We start from the raw sequence: 20,358 nt of genomic DNA, 5'->3' as shown, positions 1-20,358 counted from the left end.
CCCGCAATGACATTGCTTATCGTCGGCATCATACTTTTCCTCGGAGTGCATCTGGTGCGGGTGGTGGCTCCCGGTTTCCGGCGTTCGATGATCGCAAGCCTCGGCGAGACGGGCTGGCGGGCGGCCTATTCGATCGCGAGTCTGGCCACGCTGATCCTCTTGATCTACGGCTTCGGGCAGGCACGACAGGTTACCGGCATGCTCTACAATCCGCCGATCTGGACGGCGCATATAGCAATCACGCTGATGCTGATCGCGATGATCTGTCTCGTCGCCTCGCTGTTGCCGGCGGGGCACATCGCGACCAAGACCAAACATCCGATGGTGCTGTCGGTGAAGATCTGGGCGCTGGCGCACCTGCTCGCCAATGGCGAGACCTCGTCGGTTCTGCTGTTTGCCGCCTTTCTCGCCTGGGGTGTTATCCTCCGCATCTCGCTGAAACGGCGGCAGCGGGCGGGCGAGATCACGCTCCGGCCGTTCGTCTCGGCCAAATACGACCTCTACGCCATCGTCATCGGCATCGTCGTCTGGGCGCTGATCATCTGGAAGCTGCATGAATGGTTGATCGGGGTTTCGCCGCTCGTCATGTGACCTGCGCATAACTCCAAAAATCGATTGTGATTTTTGGAAAGGCTTATACGCGGATTCAAGGTGTTAGAGCGTCCTCAGCGCGTCCTGTTGGACACGCGGCGCTCTAATCTTTCACATCCCCCTTACAACGGCGGCAAAATGGAGTAGAAGGCCCGACAATGTGCTTTTTGCACAGCGTATAGGTATTTCCGCGGCCGGAGACGAGAATGGCATTCAACGACGACAGCTTCATCCGTGAAGTCAATGAGGAATTGCGATCCGACCAGATGAAGGGCGTCTGGCGCCGGTTCGGCCGCTATATCATTGCCGTCGCCATCCTGATCGTCGTCGGCACCGCCGGCAAGGTCGTCTACGAATATTGGGACAACAACCGCTCCTCCGGCACCGGCGACCAGTTCCTGGCGGCGATGAAGCTTGCCGACGAGAATAAGAACGACGAGGCGCTGGCCGCGCTCGACAAGCTTGAGAAGGAAGGCCACGGCGCCTATCCGGTGCTGGCGCGCATGCGGGCCGCGACGGTCCAGGCGCAAAAGGGCGACGCTAGCGCGGCGATCGCCGCCTTCAACGAGATCGGCAAGGACAATGGTGTTCCTGCCGCCGTGCGCGATGCCGCCAGAATGCGCGCCGGCTGGCTGCTCATCGAAAATGGCAGCTACGAGCAGGTTTCGGCTGCGATCGAGGAAATGGCCGTGCCGGGCGACGCCTTCCGGCATTCGGCGCGCGAAGCGCTCGGCCTTGCCTCCTATAAGGCCGGCAACATGGCGCAGGCGCGCCAGTGGTTCCAGTCGATCGTCAATGATACCGATAGCCCGCGCAATGTTGCCAATCGCGCCCATATGATGCTTGATCTCATTACCGCATCCGGCAAGGCGCCCGCCGCACAGGGCTGAGTTTTAAGGAAAAAGAATGAGTTTCACGGTCGCCATCGTCGGTCGTCCGAATGTCGGCAAGTCGACGCTTTTCAACCGACTGGTGGGGAAGAAGCTGGCGCTTGTCGATGACACGCCGGGCGTGACCCGCGACCGCCGGCCGGGCGATGCGCGGCTGATGGGCCTGACCTTCACGATCATCGATACCGCCGGTCTGGAAGAGGCTGACGAGGAAAGCCTGCAGGGCCGGATGCGCGCGCAGACGGAAGCGGCGATCGATGAGGCAGATCTTTCGCTTTTTGTCGTAGACGCCAAAAGCGGGCTGACGCCCGTGGACACCGCCCTTGCGGAAATGCTGCGCCGGCGCGGCAAGCCGGTGGTGCTGGTCGCCAACAAATCCGAAGCGCGCGGATCCGACAGCGGCTTTTACGACGCCTATACACTCGGCCTCGGTGAACCGACGCCGATTTCGGCCGAACACGGACAGGGCATGATCGACCTGCGCGACGCGATCGTCGCGGCGATCGGCGAGGACCGGGCCTATGCGAAGGAAGATGTTGCCGTCACCGACGTCGACATTTCCGAGACTGCGGGCGAGGGTGAGGACGAGGACGAAGAGCCCGCCTATGACGACACCAAGCCGCTCAGGGTGGCGATCGTCGGCCGGCCGAACGCCGGCAAATCGACGCTGATCAACCGCTTCCTCGGCGAGGACAGGCTTTTGACCGGGCCGGAGGCCGGCATCACCCGCGACTCCATCTCGGTCGAATGGGACTGGCGTGGCCGCACCATCAAGATGTTCGACACCGCAGGCATGCGCCGCAAGGCGCGGGTGATCGAGAAGCTGGAGAAGCTCTCGGTCGCCGATGCGCTGCGCGCCATCCGCTTCGCCGAAACCGTCGTCATCGTCTTCGATGCGACGATCCCCTTCGAGAAGCAGGACCTGCAGATCGTCGACCTGGTGCTGCGCGAGGGCCGTGCGGCGGTACTCGCCTTCAACAAGTGGGACATGATTGAAGACCGACAGGCGGTGCTTGCGGATCTCCGCGAAAAGACCGACCGGCTGCTGCCGCAGGCGCGCGGCATCCGCGCCGTGCCGATCTCCGGCCAGACCGGCTGGGGACTCGACAAGCTGATGCAGTCGATCATCGACACCGACAGGGTCTGGAACAAGCGGATTTCGACGGCGCGGCTCAATCGCTGGCTGGAGACGCAGCAGATCCAGCATCCGCCACCGGCCGTTTCCGGCCGTCGGATCAAGCTGAAATACATGACGCAGGTCAAAGCCCGCCCGCCGGCTTTCATGATCTCCTGCACCCGCTCCGATGCGCTGCCGGAATCCTATACGCGCTATCTGATCAATGGGTTGCGCGCCGATTTCGACATGCCGAGCGTGCCGATCCGCATCCATTTCCGCTCACCTGACAATCCGTTCGAAGGCAAGAAGAGGCGGACGTAGGGCTGGGCTTGCGCTGATTGGTCTGACGGCACGTCGTGTGGCCACCCCCCCTCTGCCCTGCCAGGCCCCGGGGTCGAGCCACGGGTCTCGACCCGTCCTTCGGACCCCCCACAAGGGGGAGATCGGCAAAAGCTATACCTCGCCCTAAATTTGCGGTTCATGTGATGGCCAGTTGTTTGGGAAAGCCATCACGCCCAGCCGATCTCCCCACCTCCCACCTGTGGGGGAGATGCCCGGCAGGGCAGAGGGGGGTATCACAAGCTCTGTGATAGCCATCTGCTTTTCAGCAGCTAAGCCACGCTTCTATTCAACGCCTCGCGCAGCGCCACGATCTCGGCCTGCAACCGGGTGAGATCGACGGCATCGCGGCCGCTGGCAGCGGCGATGCAGCCGGGAATGCCGATCGCTTTTTCCTTCAGGCGGAGGCCTTCTTCGCTCAAGCGGATGACGACGACGCGTTCGTCCTCCCGGCTTCGTTCGCGTCTGACATAACCAGCGGTTTCCAGGCGTTTCAGCAGCGGGGTCAGCGTGCTCGACTCCAGGAAGAGCTTTTCGCCGAGGCCTCCGACGGTCTGGCCGTCCTGCTCCCAGAGAGAAACCATCGCCAGATATTGCGGATAGGTGAGGCCCAGAGCATCGAGCAGCGGCTTGTAGACGCGGTTCAGTGCGTGGCCTGCCGTATAGACGGCGAAGCAGATGAAATTGTCGAGCTTCAGCTGATCCTGCATGGCTTGTCTCCAGAACTGGCGAAATTTATATCGTGCAATAAATAATCGGAAGCGATTTTTATGCATGGCAGCTATGCGTAAATTTAAATTGCTCAATAAATAATCGCGCGCGATATAAATCCGGTGTTCACAACGAACATCGAAACCGAGAGGACAAGACAATGTCGACCATCAAGACCGCAGTTTCCGCAGTCGCACTGCTCGCAGCTTCCGCCGCTGGCGCGCTTGCCGATCCGGTACTGGAACCGGCAACGCAGAAATTCATCGACGGGCTTGCCGGCGGCGCGCCGATCTACACGCTGTCGCCGGCCGATGCCCGCAATGTCCTAGCCGGGGCGCAGAAGGGCGACGTAAAGATGCTTGCTGCCCAGGAAGAGGACAGGGTCATCAAGACAGGCCCGACAGGCAGCATCAAGCTGCGCATCGTCCGCCCGGAACATGCCAAGGGCACGCTGCCGGTCATTCTCTATTTCCATGGCGGCGGCTGGGTTTTGGGCGATGCGGATACACATGACCGGCTGGTGCGCGAGATCGCCAACGGCGCCGATGCCGTCGTCGTCTTCGTCGATTACGAACGCTCGCCGGAAGCCCGCTATCCCGTCGCCATCGAGCAGGCCTATGCCGCTACCAAATATGTCGCCGAACATGCCAAGGAGTTCAAGGTCGACGCCAGCAGGCTCGCGGTCGCCGGCGATAGCGTCGGCGGCAACATGGCGGCGGTGGTGACACTGCTTGCCAAGGAACGCGGCGGTCCTGCCATCGATCAGCAGGTGCTGTTCTACCCCGTCACCGACGCCAATTTCGACAACGGGTCCTACAAGCAGTTCGCCGATGGCCCGTGGCTGACCAAGGAAGCGATGAAGTGGTTCTGGAACGCCTATTTGCCTGATGAAGCCAAGCGCAAGGAGCCGACGGCCTCACCGCTGCAGGCGTCGCTGGAGCAGTTGAACGGCCTGCCGCCGGCGCTCGTCATCGTCGACGAGAACGACGTGCTGCGCGACGAGGGCGAGGCTTATGCCCGCAAGCTCAGCCAAGCTGGCGTCAAGGTCACGTCGATGCGCTATAACGGCACGATCCATGACTTCGTGCTGCTGAACGCGATTGCCGAAACGCCTGCCGCACGCAGCGCGATTGCGGTCGCCAACGACACGCTTCGCAGCGCGCTTCACAAATAAACCAATCAGTCTGCGGACGGGAGAGGCCCGGCGGTTTCGCCGGGCTTTCTGCTTCTTGGAAGCGATTTGGCAAATTGCCAGGCCTTCTTCCATTTCGGCGTGATGACGCCGTTGGCGGCGCGGATATTGTTGATGAACTGCAGGGTCGCTGCTTCCCAGGAATATTGCATGGCGAGCTCACGCGCCTTCTGCCGCGAGGCGGAGAGGGCGGCAAGGCAGGCGACCTGCAGGTTGGCATCGAGTGCCCCGACTTCGCTGTCCTCACCGATGATGTCGAGCGGGCCGGTGACCGGATAAGCTGCGACCGGAACGCCCGATGCCAGCGCCTCGAGGATGGTATTGCCGAAGGTGTCGGTGAGCGAGGGAAAGACGAAGACATCGGCCTGGGCATAGATTTTCGCCAGATCCTCACCGAATTTCACGCCGGTGAAGTGTACCTGGGGATAGCGTTGCTCCAGTTCGGCGCGCGCCGGGCCGTCGCCGACGACGACTTTCGAGCCGGGCAGGTCGAGATCGAGAAAGGCCGGCAGGTTCTTTTCCAAGGCGACGCGACCGACCGTCATGAAGATCGGACGGGGGAGGCCGAAAGGCTCGTCTTCAAGCGGCATGGGGTGGAATTGCGAGGCGTCGATGCCACGGGTCCAAGGCATCAGGTTCTTGATGCCGCGCGCCGATAGCTCGCGGGCAAGGCTCGGTGTCGCCACCATGCAGCCGGCACCGCCATTATGGAACCAGCGCACGAAGGCATAGAGCCAGCTCTGCGGGATCGGCAAGCGGGCAGAAACATACTCCGGAAAACGCGTGTGATAGCTGGTCGAGAAGGGCATGCGCTTGCGCAGGCACCAGCGCCGGGCAGTGAGCCCCAGCGGGCCTTCGGTGGCGATATGCACGTAGGAAGGATTGTGCTTTTCGATCTCGCGGGCGACGCGGCGGTAATTGGCGATCGACAGGCGGATCTCGGGATAGGTCGGGCAGGGGATGCTGTGGAAGCGCTCCGGCGTCACCATCGAAACCTCGACGCCCATCTTCGCCAGCTCGCGATTGGTGTTCTCGATCGAGCGCACGACGCCGTTGACCTGCGGATGCCAGGCGTCGGTGACGATTACCAGCCGTTCCGGCAGATTGCCGGCGGCTGCGGCATTGGCCCAGCTTTCGCCGCTATAAGTGTTTGCCGGACGTTGCAACATGTCACGATTTCCATCTGCGTTGCAGTGATCTGGCAACGCTCAACCCCAAAGCGGGGTTCCGGAACGGCGATTCCCGCTTCTCTATTTTGAGGCATGACCATGATGGAAATATTACAGCCGCATGCCAGCATCTAGAGGGCCTTAGCGGCTCGATCCCCGCGAATATGTCAGCGGTCGATCGCAATTCTCTTACGGAAAGGATGACGGCGCCGGTCGTGGACCGGCGCCGTTTGGGAGGTTAAGCGGCAGCGGAAGCCGAGCTTGCTGTCGGAACTTCCGAAATCGTCTTCAGAACCTGCGAAGCGATCTGGTAGGGGCAGCCCTGCGAGTTCGGGCGGCGATCTTCCAGATAGCCCTTGTAGTCGTTCTTGACGAAGGAGTGCGGAACGCGGATCGAAGCACCACGGTCGGCAACGCCGTAGGAGAACTTGTTCCACGGAGCCGTTTCGTGCTTGCCGGTCAGGCGCTTGTCGTTGTCAGGACCGTAGACGTTGATGTGGTCCATCAGGTTCTTTTCGAACTGCGCCATCAGCGCTTCGAAATAGGCCTTGCCGCCGACTTCGCGCATGTACTTGGTCGAGAAATTGCAATGCATGCCCGAGCCGTTCCAGTCGGTGTCACCGAGCGGCTTGCAATGATACTCGATGTCGATGCCGTACTTTTCGGTCAGGCGCTGCAAGAGGTAGCGTGCCATCCAGATCTGGTCGGCCGCCTTCTTGGAGCCCTTGCCGAAAATCTGGAATTCCCACTGGCCCTTGGCCACTTCGGCGTTGATGCCTTCGTGATTGATGCCGGCAGCGAGGCAGAGGTCGAGATGCTCTTCGACGATTTCGCGGGCAACGTCGCCGACGTTCGAATAGCCGACGCCGGTGTAGTACGGACCCTGCGGAGCTGGGTAGCCCTGCTCGGGGAAGCCGAGCGGACGGCCGTTCTGGTAGAAGAAATATTCCTGCTCGAAGCCGAACCAGGCATCTTCGTCGTCGAGGATGGTGGCGCGGGCATTCGATGCGTGCGGCGTGACGCCATCCGGCATCATGACTTCGCACATGACGAGAGCGCCGTTGGTGCGGGCCGGGTCGGGATAGATGGCGACCGGCTTCAGCACGCAATCGGAGCTACGGCCTTCAGCCTGCTGCGTCGAGGAGCCGTCAAAGCCCCAGAGCGGAAGCTGTTCCAGCGTCGGGAATGCGTCGAATTCCTTGATCTGCGTCTTGCCACGCAGGTTCGGTACCGGAGTGTACCCATCGAGCCAAATATACTCGAGCTTATATTTTGTCATCGTGACTCTCTCAATGCTACGAAGGTGAGCAAATCCGGAGACGATCTCGGCGCGCAAGCGCATCCGACCGCCAGGGGATGACGCTTTAAAAGCATGTAGCGTGCCAGTTCAGCTGCCGGGCCAAAGAAAAATCGCGAATCAGCCAGTCGACGCGCATTTTTCTTTTTCCAAAAACAGCCCGATTTGACGGTCGAGGGCCCTATCTTCAAGCAGAACGCGGCTTTTCCGCTTCGGAACCGGATGAAATTTGAGGCGTTAGGGCTGAAATGATGAAGTGTTGAACAAATAGGCGGAAGCTTTCGGCCTGGTCAGCATGTTGAGCGGCTATAATTACAACAATGCATATATATTGTGCAATTTGCATAAACTATGTGCATCGTGCTATGGTAATGGTCCTGAATATTGATGCGCCGTGCTGAATGGAGGCGATCTCATGCCCACCGGTTTCCATCGTGAATCCGCAACGATCTACCAGTTTCCCGTCAAGCCGATGCGGGCCACCAACCGGTTCGAACGCGCCCGGCTGATGGAGCGTGAGGCGGCCGATGTCTGCGATGCGCTCGACAGCTGCTGGTATCATGACGAGGCGGTTCGCGAGTCCGATCGGCCGAAGAAGTCCTGATTTCGATTTTCCTGGCACCCGACCCGGTAAAGCGGAGTTTTTGGCTCGTGCGGGGATCTAAGGCAGCGGTGCTTCCCTGGCGCGCGGTGCAGGAGATGCCGACAAGGCGGGGGCAGCGTTCGTAGGGTGTTGTCAGCGCGGGTTCAGCCGCGATCCAATCCAAGCTTTTCCTTTGCGACCAATGCGCCGTGTTCGCTGACGACGCGGGCTGCGACCTTTGCGGCGAAGCGGGCGGCGGCCAGTGCGTCCGAGGTCTCAAGGTAGCGGGCAAGGAAGGCGCCGTTGAAACTGTCGCCGGCGCTGGTGGTGTCCACCACTTTCTTTACCTTTTCGGCTGGAACGAAGGTCTCCTCGCCGGCAAAATTCAACCTTACTCCGTCTGCGCCGTTCTTGACGACGATATCGACAGCGCCCAGCGTGCGATAGCGGTGGATCGTTGCCTCGATGGAATCGTCGCCGAAATGGGCGGCCTCGTCGTCGAAGCTCGGCATGACGATCACGGAGGAGCGGGCGCCCTCGCTGATCGTCGTATGCATGACGTCGTAGCTCGACCAGAGGCGGGGACGGATGTTCGGATCGAACACGACGAGCTTGCCGGCGGCCTTGGCGCGGCGGACCTCGGCGAGCAACGTCTCAGCATCCTCATGCGGCAGGATGGCAAGGGTGATGCCCGAGAAATAGATAACGGCAGCGCTTTCCACCGCCTCGCGCAGACGATCCGGGTCGGCGGCCAGGCTGCGGGCGGCAGAGCTGTCGCGCCAATAGCTGAAGGAGCGTTCGCCGTCTTTCAGGTTGATCATATAGAGGCCGGGCGTCCTGCCCCTGATGCGGCGGATCAGGCTCGTGCCGATGCCTGATTTGTCGATGAAGGCCAGCATCTCGTCCGACATGGCATCGTCGCCGAGAGCGGTGAAATAATCGACCGACCAATCGGCGGCAAGGCAGGCGCGGGCATACCAGGCGGTGTTGAAGGTATCGCCGGCGAAGCCTTTGCGCAGCAGGCCATCGCCTGCCTGCGAGAGCTCCACCATGCATTCACCGATCGATAGAAACCGTCTGCTCACCTTGTCCTCCCGGCATGAGAGCGCTGCAGATCCAACAGGACACGCTACGGACGCTCTATCACTTTGAATTGGCGGATTATCCGCTGCTCTTCATTCGCTGATACGCGGAGCCGGGCGGAGTGACAAGCGCCGATATCACGGGAGATGAAAGCCCGCCTTCACCGACGAGGCGAAGGCGGGCTTTCAGAAGGATGCCTATTCGTGGATGGTATAGCTGCCCATCGCGCAAAGATCCTGCGTATCTTCTGTGGTTGCGAGGTTTGAGCCTTCCTCGAATTCGAAGCGCATGTCGTATTTGCAGACGGTGCGGCCATCGGCGATGGTGATATCGATGCTCTCGCCCGGATTGAGAACGTCGTCGCCGAAGACGTCTTCTTCCCATTCGCCGACGCCGGTCGGCGAACTGTAGAAGCGCGTCAGGACGGAGTTCGTTCCGTTGGTGAGCTTGAACTTCAGATCTTCGGCATGCGACGAACCGGCGGAGGCGGCGATCATCGTGGCGGCGAGTGCGATCAAAGCTGATATTTTCGATTTCATGTAAGCGTTCCCCTGGCTTGCGATTAGGCCGAAATGGGATAGCACGCGCTCATAAAATCTTTCTTATTGGGGACTTTAGATCCAAAAATAGTCCGCTTCGTTCTGACAATGGATGGCGCATCAGGCATCCAGGGCGAAGGCCGCTCTCACGCGGCCCTCGTTCCGTTCATGGCCTGTCCATATGATAACAGGCGGCCTTCTGGCCGGGACGGACCTCCTCGGTCGGCGGCATTTCGGTGCGACAGATGTCGGTCGCCTTCCAGCAGCGCGGTGAGAAGACGCAGCCTTTCGGTGGGTTGAGCGGTGAAGGTGGATCACCCTGCAGCCGGATCCGGGTGCGCAGGCGCGCGAGCTTCGGATCCGGGATCGGCGCGGCGGAGAAGAGTGCCTGCGTATAGGGATGGGCGGGATGGTCAAAGACGGTGGCGCAGTCGCCGGCTTCGACAACCCTGCCGAGATAGAGCACCAGCACATCGTCGGAGATCAGGCGCACGACGGAAAGGTCATGGCTGATGAAGATCAGCGTCAGGCCGAACTCCTTGCGCAGCTTGCGCAGAAGCGTGATGACCTGACCCTGGATCGAGACGTCGAGGGCCGAAACCGGCTCGTCGCAGATGATGAGTTTCGGTTTGGTGACGACCGCGCGGGCAATGCCGATGCGTTGCGCCTGGCCGCCGGAGAATTCGTGCGGATAGCGGTTGATCATTTCCGGCACCAGGCCGACGGCGGTCATGATCTCGCGGACACGCTCGGTGCGCTCGGTTTTGGAGAGTTTCGGCTCGAAGACGGTGAGCGGCTCGGCGATGATGTCTCCGACCGTCATGCGCGGGTCGAGCGAGGCGATCGGATCCTGAAAGATGATCTGCATGTCGCGGCGGGCGGCGCGCATTTCCTCGTCCGTGAGGTCGAGAAGGTTGCGGCCCTGCCAGAGGATGCGGCCCTTCTGCGATTTCAGCAGCCGCAGGATGGAGCGGCCGAGCGTAGACTTGCCGCAGCCGGATTCGCCGACGATGCCGAGCGTGCGGCCTTCGCTGAGGTCGAAGCTGACATTGTTGACGGCAGTCAGGAAGATCGGCGGCTTGAAGAGGCCTTTCGCCGGCAGTTCGAATTGGGTCGTCAGGTTCTCGACCCTCAGAAGCGATCGTTCAGCCATGGTTGAGCAGCTCCTCGCGACGCGGGAAAGGGTGGTAACAGGCGGCGCAATGGTGCGGCGCCAGCGTTTCGAGCGGCGGCGGGCGATCGATGCAATCGTCCTGGACCTGCGAGCAGCGCGGCGAGAAATTGCAGCCCTTCGGCAGGTGCTGCAGGTTCGGCGGGCGGCCCGGGATGACGACGAGGTCGTCGACATCCTGGTCCGGGCGCGGGATCGAGGCATGCAGTGCTGCGGTATAGGGATGGGCCGGGTTGTCGAAGAGCTCGTCGACGGGAGCCTCCTCGACGATGCGGCCGGCATACATGACGGCGACGCGGTCGGCGAGGCCGGCAACGACGCCGAGATCGTGGGTGATCATGACGAGCGCCGTGTTCATCTCCGCCGTCAGGTCGTTGAAGAGATCGAGGATCTGCGCCTGGATGGTGACGTCGAGCGCCGTCGTCGGTTCGTCGGCGATCAGAAGTTTCGGCCGGGTGAGCAGCGCCATGGCGATGACGATGCGCTGGCGCATGCCGCCGGATAGCTCGTGCGGATAGAGGTGGAAGCGCCGGGTCGGGTCGGGAATGCCGACGCGTTTCAGCATGTCGAGTGCGGCGGCGGATGCGGCGCGCGCCGTGAGCCCGCCGTGAACCTCGAGCTGCTCCGTCAACTGCCGGGAGATCTTCAGCGATGGATTGAGGGCGGTCATCGGGTCCTGGAAGACCATCGCCATGTCCTTGCCGCGGATCTGGTCGAGTTCGCGCGGTTTCAGCGCCAGCACGTCCTTGCCTTCGAGCAGCGCCTGTCCCGTCGTTCTGCCGTTCTTGGCGAGCAGGCCCATGATGCCGAGGAAGGTCTGGCTCTTGCCGGAGCCGGATTCGCCGACGATGGCGATGCGCTCGCCGCGCTTGACCGTCAGGTTCATGTTCGAGACCGCCTTCACCTCTCCATCCGGCGTCTTGAAGGTGATCGAGTAGTCTTTGAGTTCGAGGAGGGTGTCCGTCATTTAACGATCCTTCGGGTCGAACGCGTCGCGCAGGCCGTCGCCGATGAACAGCAGGCTGAGCAGCAGGGCCACGAGGAAGCTGGCCGGGAAGACCAGCAGCCAGGGCATGCTTTCCATGGCATCGGTCCCCTCGGCGATCAGCGTGCCGAGCGAGGTCAGCGGCTCCTGCACGCCGAAGCCGAGATAGGAAAGGAAGCTTTCGGTGGCGATGATTTCAGGCACCGTCAGCGCCGCGAAGATGACCACGGGGCCAACGAGGTTCGGGATGATGTGCTTGATGATGATCTTGAACGGCCGCTGCCCGGATGCGCGGGCCGCCTCGATGAATTCGCGATGCTTGATCGACAGCGTCTGGCCGCGCACGATGCGGGCCATGGTCAGCCATTCCAGCGCGCCGATCGCCGCAAAGAGCAGATAGACGTTGCGGCCGAAGATCACCATCAGCAGGATGACGAAGAGGATATAGGGAAGCGCATACATGATGTCGACGAAGCGCATCATGATCGCATCCAGCCTGCCGCCGATATAGCCCGATACCGCGCCGTAGAGCACGCCGATGAAGACGGAGACGACGGTCGCCGTCAGCGCCACGGCAAGCGAGACGCGGGTGCCGTAAAAGACGCGGGCGAGAAGGTCGCGGCCGTTCGGGTCGGTACCGAAATAGTGGCCGGTTTCGATCGAGGGCGGTATGCGGAAGGCCGCCCAATCCGGATCCTCATAGTTGAAGGGAATGAACCAGGGGCCGAGGAAGGCCGCAAGGATCAGCAGCGCCAGGACGAAAATCGACAGGACGGCTGCCTTGTTGCGCCCGAGGCGGCGTAACGCATCCCTGGTGAGCGAACGGCTTTCGGGCGCAAGGCCCTCCGCCTCCAGCAGTTCCTGGGCGAGCAACTCGCGTTTTGCGGGATTGAGAATCATCGGTTTCTCACTTTCGGATCGAGCCACGCATAGGCGATATCGACGAGAAGGTTCAGGAACACGATCAGCACCATGTAGAAGATGACCGTGCCGAGAACCATGCCGTAGTCACGGTTCAGCGCTGCGTTGACGAAATAGCGGCCGATGCCGGGCAATCCGAAGATGCTCTCGACAACCAGCGAGCCGGTGAGAAGGTAACTTGCCGCTGGACCCAGATAGGAGACGACAGGCATCATGGCGGGCTTCAGCGCATGGCGCATGACTGTCAGGCGGGGACCGATGCCTTTGGCCTTGGCGGTGCGAATGAAGTTCTGATTCATCACCTCGATCATCGAGCCGCGGGTGATGCGCGAGATACGGCCGGCATGCGGCAGCGCCAGAACGACGATCGGCAAGATGAGGTATTTGATCGAGCCGTCACCCCAGCCGCCGACCGGAAACCAAGCGAGATGGATGCCGAAGACGAGCTGCAGGATGGGCGCAATCAGGAAGTTCGGCAGCACGACGCCCACCAGAATGAGCGCGCCCAGAATATAATCCGGTGCCTTGTTCTGATAGAGAGCCCCAAGACAGCCGACGGCCACGCCGACAATGATGGCAATCAGGAAGGCAGCCGTACCGATGGTGAAGGTGTAGGGCAGACCGATCATGATCTGCTGGGCGACGGTGAAATCCTCGCTGGCGAAGGAGGGGCCGAGATCGCCCCGGAGCAGGTCACCGACATAGATCAGGTACTGCTGGATGAGCGGCTTATCGAGATTGTAGTGGATCGCAAGGTTCTTCAGGATCACCGGCGGCAATGGCCTTTCGCCATCGAAAGGGCCGCCGGGGGCAAGGCGCAAAACAAAAAAGCAGGCTGTGACGGCGATCCACAGAACGGGGATCGTCGATAGCAGGCGACGGAGGGCGTATTTGATCATGATCGTGGGCCGGTCCTTTCCGCAATGCGCGGAAAGGACCGTTTTCCCTTACTCTTTCATCGACAGCCAGCGGGTGCGGTGGATGTCCTGAATATTGTCGACGAAGCCTTCGATCTTCGGCGAAACGACGTTCTTCGAGACATAGTAGTAGATCGGCAGGGCGGCGGATTCATCCAGCGCCAGTTGTTCGGCCTTCTTGAAGATCGCCGCACGCTTGGTGAGGTCCGTCTCGGCGTTGCCTTCCTTGATCAGCTTGTCGTATTCGGGATTGGACCAGCGGCCATAGTTCATCTGTACGCCTGTCACCAGGAGGTTCAGGAAGTTGTCCGGGTCGTTATAGTCGGCGAGCCAGCCGGCGCGGCCGATTTCCACCTGGCCACGCTGCATCTGGTCGTAATGCACCTTGGTTTCGGCATTGACAAGCTCGACATCGACGCCGAGCGGCTTCCACATGGAGGCAATGGCGACGGCGATGCGCTTGTGGTTGTCGTTGGTGTTGTAGCTGAGCACCGCGTGCAGCGGCTTGTCCGGGCCGAAACCGGCTTCGGTCAGAAGCTTCTTGGCTTCGGCGACCTTCTCGCTATAGGGCAGGTCCTTCCAGCTGACATAGGCCGGCTCGCCGTAATTCGCTGTGCCCGGCGGAACCCAGGAATAGGCCGGCAATTCGCCGGTGCCGAGGATCTGCGGGCCGATCACTTCACGGTTGATCGCCATGGAGAGAGCCTGGCGGACGCGCTTGTCGCTGAAGGGCGGCTTCTGCGAGTTGACGACGTAATAGTAGAGGCCGGAGAAGGGGGCGACGTGCGCCTGGCCGGGCAGGTTCTTCTTCATCCATTCATACTGGTCGGTCGGGAAGTCGGTGAGGATGTCGAATTCGCCGGCGCGATAGCGTTTCAGCGCGGCTTCCTGGTCTTCGAGCACGAAGAACTTCGCGCCGTCGATCTTCAGGTCCTTGGTGTCGTACCACTGGTCGTTCTTGACCGTCGTGACATGCGAGCCCGGAACCCATTCGACCGGCTTGTAAGGGCCGTTAGTGACGATGTTGCCGATCTTGACCCAATCCTGACCCTTCGCCTCGACGACATGCTTCGGCAGCGGATAGGCGGTGTAATGCATCAGGGCATTGAGGAAATAGGGCGTGGCATTTTCGAGCGTGATTTCGAGCGTCTTGTCGTCGATCGCCTTGACGCCGAGCTGGTTGAGATCGGTGATCTCGCCCTTGTTGATCTTTTCCGCATTCTTGATGGTGAATTGCAGATAGGCATAGTCAGCGGCGTTCTTCGGGTCGACGAGGCGCTGGAAGGCGAAGACGAAGTCTCCTGCCGTTACCGGCTGGCCATCGGACCACTTGATGCCGTCGCGAAGCTTGAAGGTGTAGACCTTGCCATCAGGCGAAATCGTCCAGCTTTCGGCCTGGCCTGGGATCGGATTGTCCTTGGCGTCCTCGGTGACGAGGCCCTCGAAGATGTCACCGGCGATACGGTTCTCCCAGTCGCCTGACAGTTTCTGCGGATCGAGCGACTGCGGGTCGCCACCATTGTGAATGTTCAGCGTGGCCGCATGCGCCGAAAACGCCAGCAATGTGCCAAGCATTGCAGAGGCGAGAAATTTTTTCGTGAATTGGTTCATGGTGGGTCCACCTTTCTAGGCTTTGCGCCTTTATTAGACATTTGTTCCCGGTGTTTGACCTCTTACGTGCAGGTCAGTGCGCACATTATCGCAAAGGCTTTGCGTTGCAACCCCAAATCCGGTGGGTGGAAAGGGGTTGTGGACAAGCCTATATACGTCTCCCCCTTGTCGGATCGCGACGATGCCTCCCGGCCTTCGCAGCGCCTTCATAACGGCTTCACATGGTTGTCTTTTGTTTCTTCCGCTTTAGTGTGGCGGGCGCAAACGAGGCAGGAGATGTAGCCGATGGCATTGCAGGCAGGCGGGAGTGCGGACTGGTGGCGCGGCGCGGTGATCTATCAGGTCTATCCGCGATCGTTTCAGGATACCAACAGCGACGGGCTCGGCGATCTCAGGGGAATCACCCGCCGGCTGCCGCATATTGCCAGCCTCGGCGTCGACGCGATCTGGCTCTCGCCCTTCTTCAAGTCGCCGATGGCCGATATGGGCTACGACGTTTCCGATTATTGCGATGTCGATCCGATCTTCGGGACGCTCGCCGATTTCGACGAGATGATGGCCGAGGCGCACAGGCTCGGCATCAAGGTCGTCATCGACCAGGTGATCTCGCACACATCAGACCGGCATCCCTGGTTCGTCGAGAGCCGGTCGAGCCGGACCAATTCCAAGGCGGATTGGTATGTCTGGGCCGATCCGAAGCCTGACGGTACGGCGCCGAACAACTGGCTGTCGATCTTCGGCGGACCGGGCTGGGAATGGGATGGCGTGCGTCGCCAATATTACCAGCATAATTTCCTGACCTCACAGCCGGACCTCAACTTCCACAGCAAGGCAGTGCAGGATGCGGTACTGGAGACAGTGAGGTTCTGGCTCGACCGCGGCGTCGACGGCTTCCGGCTGGACACAGTGAACTATTATTTCTGCGACAAGCAGCTCAGGAGCAATCCGCCGCACGAGCCGGATGAGGACGACGCAGGCCTCGATGCGCCCGACACCAACCCCTACGGCATGCAGAACCATCTCTACGACAAGACGCAGCCGGAAAATGTCGATTTCCTCAAGCGCTTCCGGGCGCTGCTCGACCAATACGAGGATCGCACGACCGTCGGCGAGGTCGGCGACGGCGCGCGTTCGCTGAAGACGGTTGGCGCCTATACAAGCGGCGGCGACAAGCTGCACATGTGCTACACATTCGATCTGCTCGGACCGGATTTCACTGCCGAGCATATTCGCGGCTGCGTTGAGGCTTTTCAGAAAGCGGTGACCGACGGCTGGGTCTGCTGGGCTTTTTCCAACCACGACGTCATGCGCCATGTCAGCCGCTTTGCGCGGACGGAGGAAGAGCGGCCTGTCATCGCCAAGCTGGCGATCTCGGTGCTTGCGGCGCTGCGCGGCTCGATCTGCCTCTACCAAGGCGAGGAACTCGGGCTTCCGGAGGCCGAACTCGCCTTCGAGGATCTGCGTGACCCCTATGGCATCCGCTTCTGGCCGGCCTTCAAGGGCCGCGACGGATGCCGCACGCCAATGCCCTGGGAGGCCGGCAAAGCGCATGCGGGCTTCACCTCGGCGGAAAAGAGCTGGCTGCCGGTGCCTTACGAGCAGGCAGCACTTTCCGTGGATATGCAGGAGGCAAGCGACGGCTCGGTGCTGCATCACTACCGCAGGACGCTTGCTTTCCGGAGGAGCCATCCGGCACTGATCGACGGCGATATGACCTTCATCGGCACCAACCAGGATCTGCTCGCCTTCACCCGCGAAAAGGACGGAGAAAAACTGCTCTTCGTCTTCAACCTGACGCGCGAACCGGCGGAATTCCACCTGCCTGATGGCGTGGTGCTTGAGGAACCGCTCGAGATGCCGGGCTTCGCGGCGGTGGCTGGCGTGGGATCGGTGAAGCTTGCGGCGCTCGACGGGTTTTGCGCGCGGGTTTGATGTTCTTGCTGCCGTAACCATGAAGGCGACAGTCAAAGGTCGCCCACTGCGGAATCAACCCCGGAATTGCATCACCCGATCAGCGCGAACTTGTCCACGTCAACCATGCCGCGGTCGGATATTTTCAAGTGCGGAATGACCGGCAGCGGCAGGAAGGCGAGTTGGAGGAAGGGTTCCTCCAGCGTGGCGCCGAGCGCGAAGGCGGCTTTGCGCAGGTGGTGCAGTGTATCGCGGACCGTCTCATAGGGCTCAAGGCTCATCAGGCCGGCGATGGGCAGGGCGATTTCGCCGGTGACCTTGCCGTCTTCGACGACGACGAAGCCGCCCTTGATCTCGCCGAGACGGTTTGCCGCGCGCGCCATATCGTCCTCGCTGACGCCGACGACGCAGATGTTGTGGCTGTCATGGCCGACGGTGGAGGCGATCGCGCCCTTCTTCAGGCCGAAGCCCTGGACGAAGCCGTTGGCATGGTTGCCGTTCTTGCCATGGCGCTCGATGACGGCGACCTTGATGATATCATTGGCAAGATCGACCGTCGTCTCGTTGCCCCTGACCGGCAGGCGGTAGCGGCGATGTTCGGTGATGATCTTGCCCGGCATGACGCCGATGACAGGCGTTTCACCCTCGGCGACCGGCACGCCGAAATGGGCGGCGTTGACGGGCCGGGCCTTGACGCTGTCGAGGCCGATCGGAGCAACCGGTCTGCGCGAGGAAAAGAGTGCATCGGTGACCCGGCGGCCGGCGGAGAAGACCATGTCGGCGCGACAATTTTCCAGGCTGTCGAGAACCACAAGATCGGCGCGCCAGCCCGGTGCGACCAGACCGCGATCCCTGAGGCCGAAGGCGCGGGCAGCCGAGATCGAGGCGGCGCGGTAGATCGCCAGGGGCTCGACGCCGCTTGCGATCGCCGTGCGGATCATGTGATCGAGATGGCCCTGTTCGGCGATATCGAGCGGATTGCGGTCGTCGGTGCAGAGCGCCAGATAGGGCGACAGCCGCTCGGTGATTATGGGTATCAGCGCGGCGAGATCCTTGGAGACCGAACCTTCGCGCACGAGGATATGCATGCCCTTGCGGATCTTTTCCAGTGCTTCGCGGGCCGTCGTGCATTCGTGCTCGGTGCGGATGCCGGCCGAGAGGTAGCCGTTGAGGTCGTTGCCGGACAGCAGCGGCGCGTGACCGTCGATATGGCCACCCTGGAAGGCCTCGAGCTTGGCCATGCAGACGGGATCCTTGTGGATCACGCCGGGGAAATTCATGAATTCGGCAAGGCCGATGACTTTCGGATGGTGGCGGTAGGGCAGGAGGCGCTCGATCGGCAGATCGGCGCCGGAGGTTTCGAGATGGGTCGCCGGAACGCAGGAGGAGAGCTGGACGCGGATGTCCATGATCGTCTCCAGCGCCGATTCGAGAAAGAATTCGATGCCGGCGCTTCCGAGCACATTGGCGATCTCGTGCGGATCGCAGATCGCGGTGGTGACGCCATAGGGCAAGACGCAGCGATCGAATTCATGCGGCGTCACCAGCGAGGATTCGATGTGCAGATGCGTGTCGATGAAGCCGGGAACGACGATCCTGCCCGAAATATCGACCTCGGTCTCGCCATCATAATTGCCTGAGGTGCCGACGATGCGATCGGCGCCGATGGCAATGTCGGAGAGGACGAGTTCGCCGGTGACGAGATCGAAGAAGCGGCCACCCTTCAGCACGATATCGGCCGGCACGCGGCCGACGCCCTGGTCGATGAGACGTTCGAGCTTGGTGGTCATGGCATTGCTCACATTACAACCGATTCCGAAACTTATAACCGATCTGCCGCCACAAGCGAGTGCCGCAAAACGAAACCGGGCGCCGTAAGGGCGCCCGGTCGTCGACGGTCAGCGATGGTTTATTCGGCAGCAACGATCTTGCCGGCTTCCCATTTGTAGAGCGAGAAGCTCTGCGAGGTCAGGTCGCCGGTTTCGCCGTAGGTGACTTTGCCGATGGCGGTCGGGATCTCCTGGCCGCCCTTCAGCGCGGTCGCGACGGCTTCCGCATCCTCGGCGCTGCCAGCCTTCTCGATGCCAGCCTTCAGCACTTCGACGGCGGCATAGGCGTTCAGGGTGAAGGCTTCGGCCGGGATGTTCTTGGCGGCGAGCGCCTCGGCTGCGGCCTTGGAGTCCGGGTTCTTGGTGGCGTCCGAGGCATTGGTGAAGATGGTGCCGGCGGCGGCATCCGTGCCGATTGCCCAGAATTCGGTGTTGGAGAGGCCGTCGCCGCCGATGATCGTCGCGTTGGCGGCGAGGTCATGCAGTTGGCGGGCGAGCAGACCGCCTTCCGGGTGATAACCGCCGAAATAGACGAGGTCGACCTTCTCGGACTTGATGCGGGTGGTGAGCGCGCTGAAATCCTTGTCGCCTGGGGTGATCGCGTCATTGACCACTTCGGTGATGCCACCGGCGTTCAGCGTCGCCTTGAAGGCGTCGGCAAGGCCCTTGCCGTAGGCGCCCTTGTCGTTGACGATGGCGACGCGCTTGTCCTTGAAATTCTTCAGCACATATTGGGCGGCGACTTCGGCCTGCTGGTCGTCGCGGCCGCAGGTGCGCAGCACGTTGGTGAGACCGCGCTTTGTCAGGTCAGGGGCCGTCGCAGTCGGAGTGACCATCAGCACGCCGTTTTCAGCAAGCACGTCCGAAACCGGGATGGCGACGCCCGAGGTCACCGGGCCGACAACGAAACGGATGCCGTCGCCGACGACCTTGTTGGCGGCGGAAACGCCCTGTTTCGGTTCGCCGGCATCGTCGGCCAGTTCGAGGACGACCTTCTCGCCGAGAATCCCGCCCTTCTTGTTGATCTCGTCGACGGCGGTCTGAGCGCCGTTCTTCACCTGATCGCCATAGGCCGCGACGGGGCCGGTCAGCGGCGCGATCAGGCCGATGGTGATATCGGCATGGGCGAGCGGCGCAAAGGCGAGTGACGCGACGAGGGTCGCCGTCAATGTCTGTCTCCTTGGATGGGGTCATTCGACCCACGATGAGGTGCCGCGCCGGTTTTTCCGGATCGTTCAACGACCCTCAGGCCGTGCCAAGGACGATCGATATCGGCGCGATCAATGCGCCCTCCGGCCATGTTTGGCTCGAACGGGCGCAACGCCAAGATTTCTAGAAATTTTGGTGAGATTCCGCAAGATGATAACAAAATGAAACGAAAATCGAGCCGATTCGGCGCGAATCGTCGAAAAATCATCGATCTCGGCGCCGTTTTCCTATTTTTACGGGGTGCTGGTACCCCGCGTCAGCGGCGTGCCGATGAACCCTCCCGAATTTCGCGG

At 61.4% G+C, this 20,358-nt stretch carries 18 protein-coding genes; 6 read left to right on the top strand and 12 right to left on the bottom strand.

The window, feature by feature from the left end; genetic code table 11:
* Positions 1-6 precede the first annotated feature (6 nt).
* The 3 genes from FHT79_RS08505 (at position 7) to der (ending at position 2,919) form a co-directional block, all read left to right on the top strand.
* The gene (locus FHT79_RS08505) at positions 7-591 is read left to right on the top strand and encodes an NnrU family protein (RefSeq protein WP_183903246.1); all 585 of its coding nucleotides are present in this window, start codon (positions 7-9) and stop codon (positions 589-591) included.
* Positions 592-797: 206 nt separating this feature from the next.
* Positions 798-1,481, top strand: coding sequence for a tetratricopeptide repeat protein (locus FHT79_RS08500; protein ID WP_183903245.1), 684 nt, complete (start codon positions 798-800; stop codon positions 1,479-1,481).
* A gap of 16 nt (positions 1,482-1,497) precedes the next feature.
* Complete coding sequence (der, locus tag FHT79_RS08495; protein WP_183903244.1) at positions 1,498-2,919, top strand: ribosome biogenesis GTPase Der; 1,422 nt, start codon at positions 1,498-1,500, stop codon at positions 2,917-2,919.
* A 290-nt stretch (positions 2,920-3,209) separates the two neighbouring features.
* On the opposite strand, the gene FHT79_RS08490 is transcribed toward der, so the two are convergent.
* The gene (locus FHT79_RS08490; protein ID WP_183903243.1) at positions 3,210-3,647 is read right to left on the bottom strand and encodes a MarR family transcriptional regulator; all 438 of its coding nucleotides are present in this window, start codon (positions 3,645-3,647) and stop codon (positions 3,210-3,212) included.
* Positions 3,648-3,808: 161 nt separating this feature from the next.
* On the opposite strand from FHT79_RS08490, the gene FHT79_RS08485 reads away from it, so the two are divergent.
* Entirely contained in the window at positions 3,809-4,822 is a 1,014-nt protein-coding gene (locus tag FHT79_RS08485; protein WP_183903242.1) for an alpha/beta hydrolase, read from the top strand.
* Between the two features lie 5 nt (positions 4,823-4,827).
* Here FHT79_RS08485 and FHT79_RS08480 read toward each other — a convergent pair whose 3' ends face one another.
* Positions 4,828-6,009, bottom strand: a complete 1,182-nt coding sequence (locus FHT79_RS08480; protein ID WP_183903241.1) for a glycosyltransferase family 1 protein — start codon at positions 6,007-6,009, stop codon at positions 4,828-4,830.
* Positions 6,010-6,247: 238 nt separating this feature from the next.
* Positions 6,248-7,288: a glutamine synthetase beta-grasp domain-containing protein gene (locus tag FHT79_RS08475; RefSeq protein WP_047611346.1), complete on the bottom strand. Its 1,041-nt coding sequence runs from the start codon at positions 7,286-7,288 to the stop codon at positions 6,248-6,250.
* Positions 7,289-7,721: 433 nt separating this feature from the next.
* On the opposite strand from FHT79_RS08475, the gene gstI reads away from it, so the two are divergent.
* Positions 7,722-7,910 carry a glutamine synthetase translation inhibitor GstI gene (gstI, locus tag FHT79_RS08470; RefSeq protein ID WP_063474502.1) on the top strand — a complete coding sequence of 63 codons (189 nt, stop codon included), beginning with the start codon at positions 7,722-7,724 and terminating at the stop codon, positions 7,908-7,910.
* A 143-nt stretch (positions 7,911-8,053) separates the two neighbouring features.
* Here gstI and FHT79_RS08465 read toward each other — a convergent pair whose 3' ends face one another.
* From FHT79_RS08465 to FHT79_RS08435, 7 genes are all read right to left on the bottom strand, one after another.
* Complete coding sequence (locus tag FHT79_RS08465) at positions 8,054-8,974, bottom strand: sugar kinase (protein WP_127430172.1); 921 nt, start codon at positions 8,972-8,974, stop codon at positions 8,054-8,056.
* Positions 8,975-9,169: 195 nt separating this feature from the next.
* Entirely contained in the window at positions 9,170-9,511 is a 342-nt protein-coding gene (locus FHT79_RS08460) for a hypothetical protein (protein WP_183903240.1), read from the bottom strand.
* 166 nt (positions 9,512-9,677) lie between these two features.
* The gene (locus FHT79_RS08455; RefSeq protein ID WP_132572779.1) at positions 9,678-10,664 is read right to left on the bottom strand and encodes an oligopeptide/dipeptide ABC transporter ATP-binding protein; all 987 of its coding nucleotides are present in this window, start codon (positions 10,662-10,664) and stop codon (positions 9,678-9,680) included.
* On the bottom strand, positions 10,657-11,649 hold the full coding sequence (locus FHT79_RS08450; RefSeq protein WP_047611339.1) for an ABC transporter ATP-binding protein: 993 nt from the start codon (positions 11,647-11,649) through the stop codon (positions 10,657-10,659). The genes FHT79_RS08455 and FHT79_RS08450 overlap by 8 nt, the downstream gene beginning before the upstream one ends.
* Positions 11,650-12,567, bottom strand: coding sequence for an ABC transporter permease subunit (locus FHT79_RS08445; protein WP_183903239.1), 918 nt, complete (start codon positions 12,565-12,567; stop codon positions 11,650-11,652).
* Positions 12,564-13,487, bottom strand: coding sequence for an ABC transporter permease subunit (locus tag FHT79_RS08440; RefSeq protein ID WP_132572773.1), 924 nt, complete (start codon positions 13,485-13,487; stop codon positions 12,564-12,566). Before FHT79_RS08440 ends, FHT79_RS08445 begins: the two co-directional genes overlap by 4 nt.
* A gap of 48 nt (positions 13,488-13,535) precedes the next feature.
* Positions 13,536-15,116 carry a peptide ABC transporter substrate-binding protein gene (locus tag FHT79_RS08435; protein WP_132572770.1) on the bottom strand — a complete coding sequence of 527 codons (1,581 nt, stop codon included), beginning with the start codon at positions 15,114-15,116 and terminating at the stop codon, positions 13,536-13,538.
* 285 nt (positions 15,117-15,401) lie between these two features.
* Here FHT79_RS08435 and FHT79_RS08430 point away from each other — a divergent pair, with 285 nt between their 5' ends.
* Positions 15,402-17,048 (top strand): alpha-glucosidase family protein, encoded by a 1,647-nt coding sequence (locus FHT79_RS08430; RefSeq protein WP_183903238.1) that lies wholly within the window; start codon positions 15,402-15,404, stop codon positions 17,046-17,048.
* Between the two features lie 71 nt (positions 17,049-17,119).
* Here FHT79_RS08430 and ade read toward each other — a convergent pair whose 3' ends face one another.
* Together ade and FHT79_RS08420 are read right to left on the bottom strand one after the other, a co-directional pair.
* On the bottom strand, positions 17,120-18,817 hold the full coding sequence (gene ade, locus FHT79_RS08425) for an adenine deaminase (RefSeq protein WP_183903237.1): 1,698 nt from the start codon (positions 18,815-18,817) through the stop codon (positions 17,120-17,122).
* 119 nt (positions 18,818-18,936) lie between these two features.
* Complete coding sequence (locus FHT79_RS08420) at positions 18,937-20,025, bottom strand: branched-chain amino acid ABC transporter substrate-binding protein (RefSeq protein ID WP_183903236.1); 1,089 nt, start codon at positions 20,023-20,025, stop codon at positions 18,937-18,939.
* Between the last annotated feature and the right edge of the window lie 333 nt (positions 20,026-20,358).

Source organism: Rhizobium sp. BK212 (genome assembly GCF_014197475.1).
In the GTDB taxonomy this organism is placed as follows: domain Bacteria; phylum Pseudomonadota; class Alphaproteobacteria; order Rhizobiales; family Rhizobiaceae; genus Rhizobium; species Rhizobium anhuiense.
Note: the sequence above shows the minus strand (reverse complement) of the source record. Positions and strands in the feature narration are given on the sequence as shown.

What these genes read in the sequence shown, in the direction of transcription:
- FHT79_RS08480 (WP_183903241.1), bottom strand. Translation starts at nt 6,009, where the DNA reads ATGTTGCAACGTCCGGCAAACACTTATAGCGGCGAAAGCTGGGCCAAT.
- ade (WP_183903237.1), bottom strand. Translation starts at nt 18,817, where the DNA reads ATGACCACCAAGCTCGAACGTCTCATCGACCAGGGCGTCGGCCGCGTG.
- FHT79_RS08500 (WP_183903245.1), top strand. Translation starts at nt 798, where the DNA reads ATGGCATTCAACGACGACAGCTTCATCCGTGAAGTCAATGAGGAATTG.
- FHT79_RS08485 (WP_183903242.1), top strand. Translation starts at nt 3,809, where the DNA reads ATGTCGACCATCAAGACCGCAGTTTCCGCAGTCGCACTGCTCGCAGCT.
- gstI (WP_063474502.1), top strand. Translation starts at nt 7,722, where the DNA reads ATGCCCACCGGTTTCCATCGTGAATCCGCAACGATCTACCAGTTTCCC.
- der (WP_183903244.1), top strand. Translation starts at nt 1,498, where the DNA reads ATGAGTTTCACGGTCGCCATCGTCGGTCGTCCGAATGTCGGCAAGTCG.
- FHT79_RS08430 (WP_183903238.1), top strand. Translation starts at nt 15,402, where the DNA reads ATGGCATTGCAGGCAGGCGGGAGTGCGGACTGGTGGCGCGGCGCGGTG.
- FHT79_RS08505 (WP_183903246.1), top strand. Translation starts at nt 7, where the DNA reads ATGACATTGCTTATCGTCGGCATCATACTTTTCCTCGGAGTGCATCTG.
- FHT79_RS08440 (WP_132572773.1), bottom strand. Translation starts at nt 13,487, where the DNA reads ATGATCAAATACGCCCTCCGTCGCCTGCTATCGACGATCCCCGTTCTG.
- FHT79_RS08460 (WP_183903240.1), bottom strand. Translation starts at nt 9,511, where the DNA reads ATGAAATCGAAAATATCAGCTTTGATCGCACTCGCCGCCACGATGATC.
- FHT79_RS08490 (WP_183903243.1), bottom strand. Translation starts at nt 3,647, where the DNA reads ATGCAGGATCAGCTGAAGCTCGACAATTTCATCTGCTTCGCCGTCTAT.
- FHT79_RS08445 (WP_183903239.1), bottom strand. Translation starts at nt 12,567, where the DNA reads ATGATTCTCAATCCCGCAAAACGCGAGTTGCTCGCCCAGGAACTGCTG.
- FHT79_RS08475 (WP_047611346.1), bottom strand. Translation starts at nt 7,288, where the DNA reads ATGACAAAATATAAGCTCGAGTATATTTGGCTCGATGGGTACACTCCG.
- FHT79_RS08435 (WP_132572770.1), bottom strand. Translation starts at nt 15,116, where the DNA reads ATGAACCAATTCACGAAAAAATTTCTCGCCTCTGCAATGCTTGGCACA.
- FHT79_RS08455 (WP_132572779.1), bottom strand. Translation starts at nt 10,664, where the DNA reads ATGGCTGAACGATCGCTTCTGAGGGTCGAGAACCTGACGACCCAATTC.
- FHT79_RS08450 (WP_047611339.1), bottom strand. Translation starts at nt 11,649, where the DNA reads ATGACGGACACCCTCCTCGAACTCAAAGACTACTCGATCACCTTCAAG.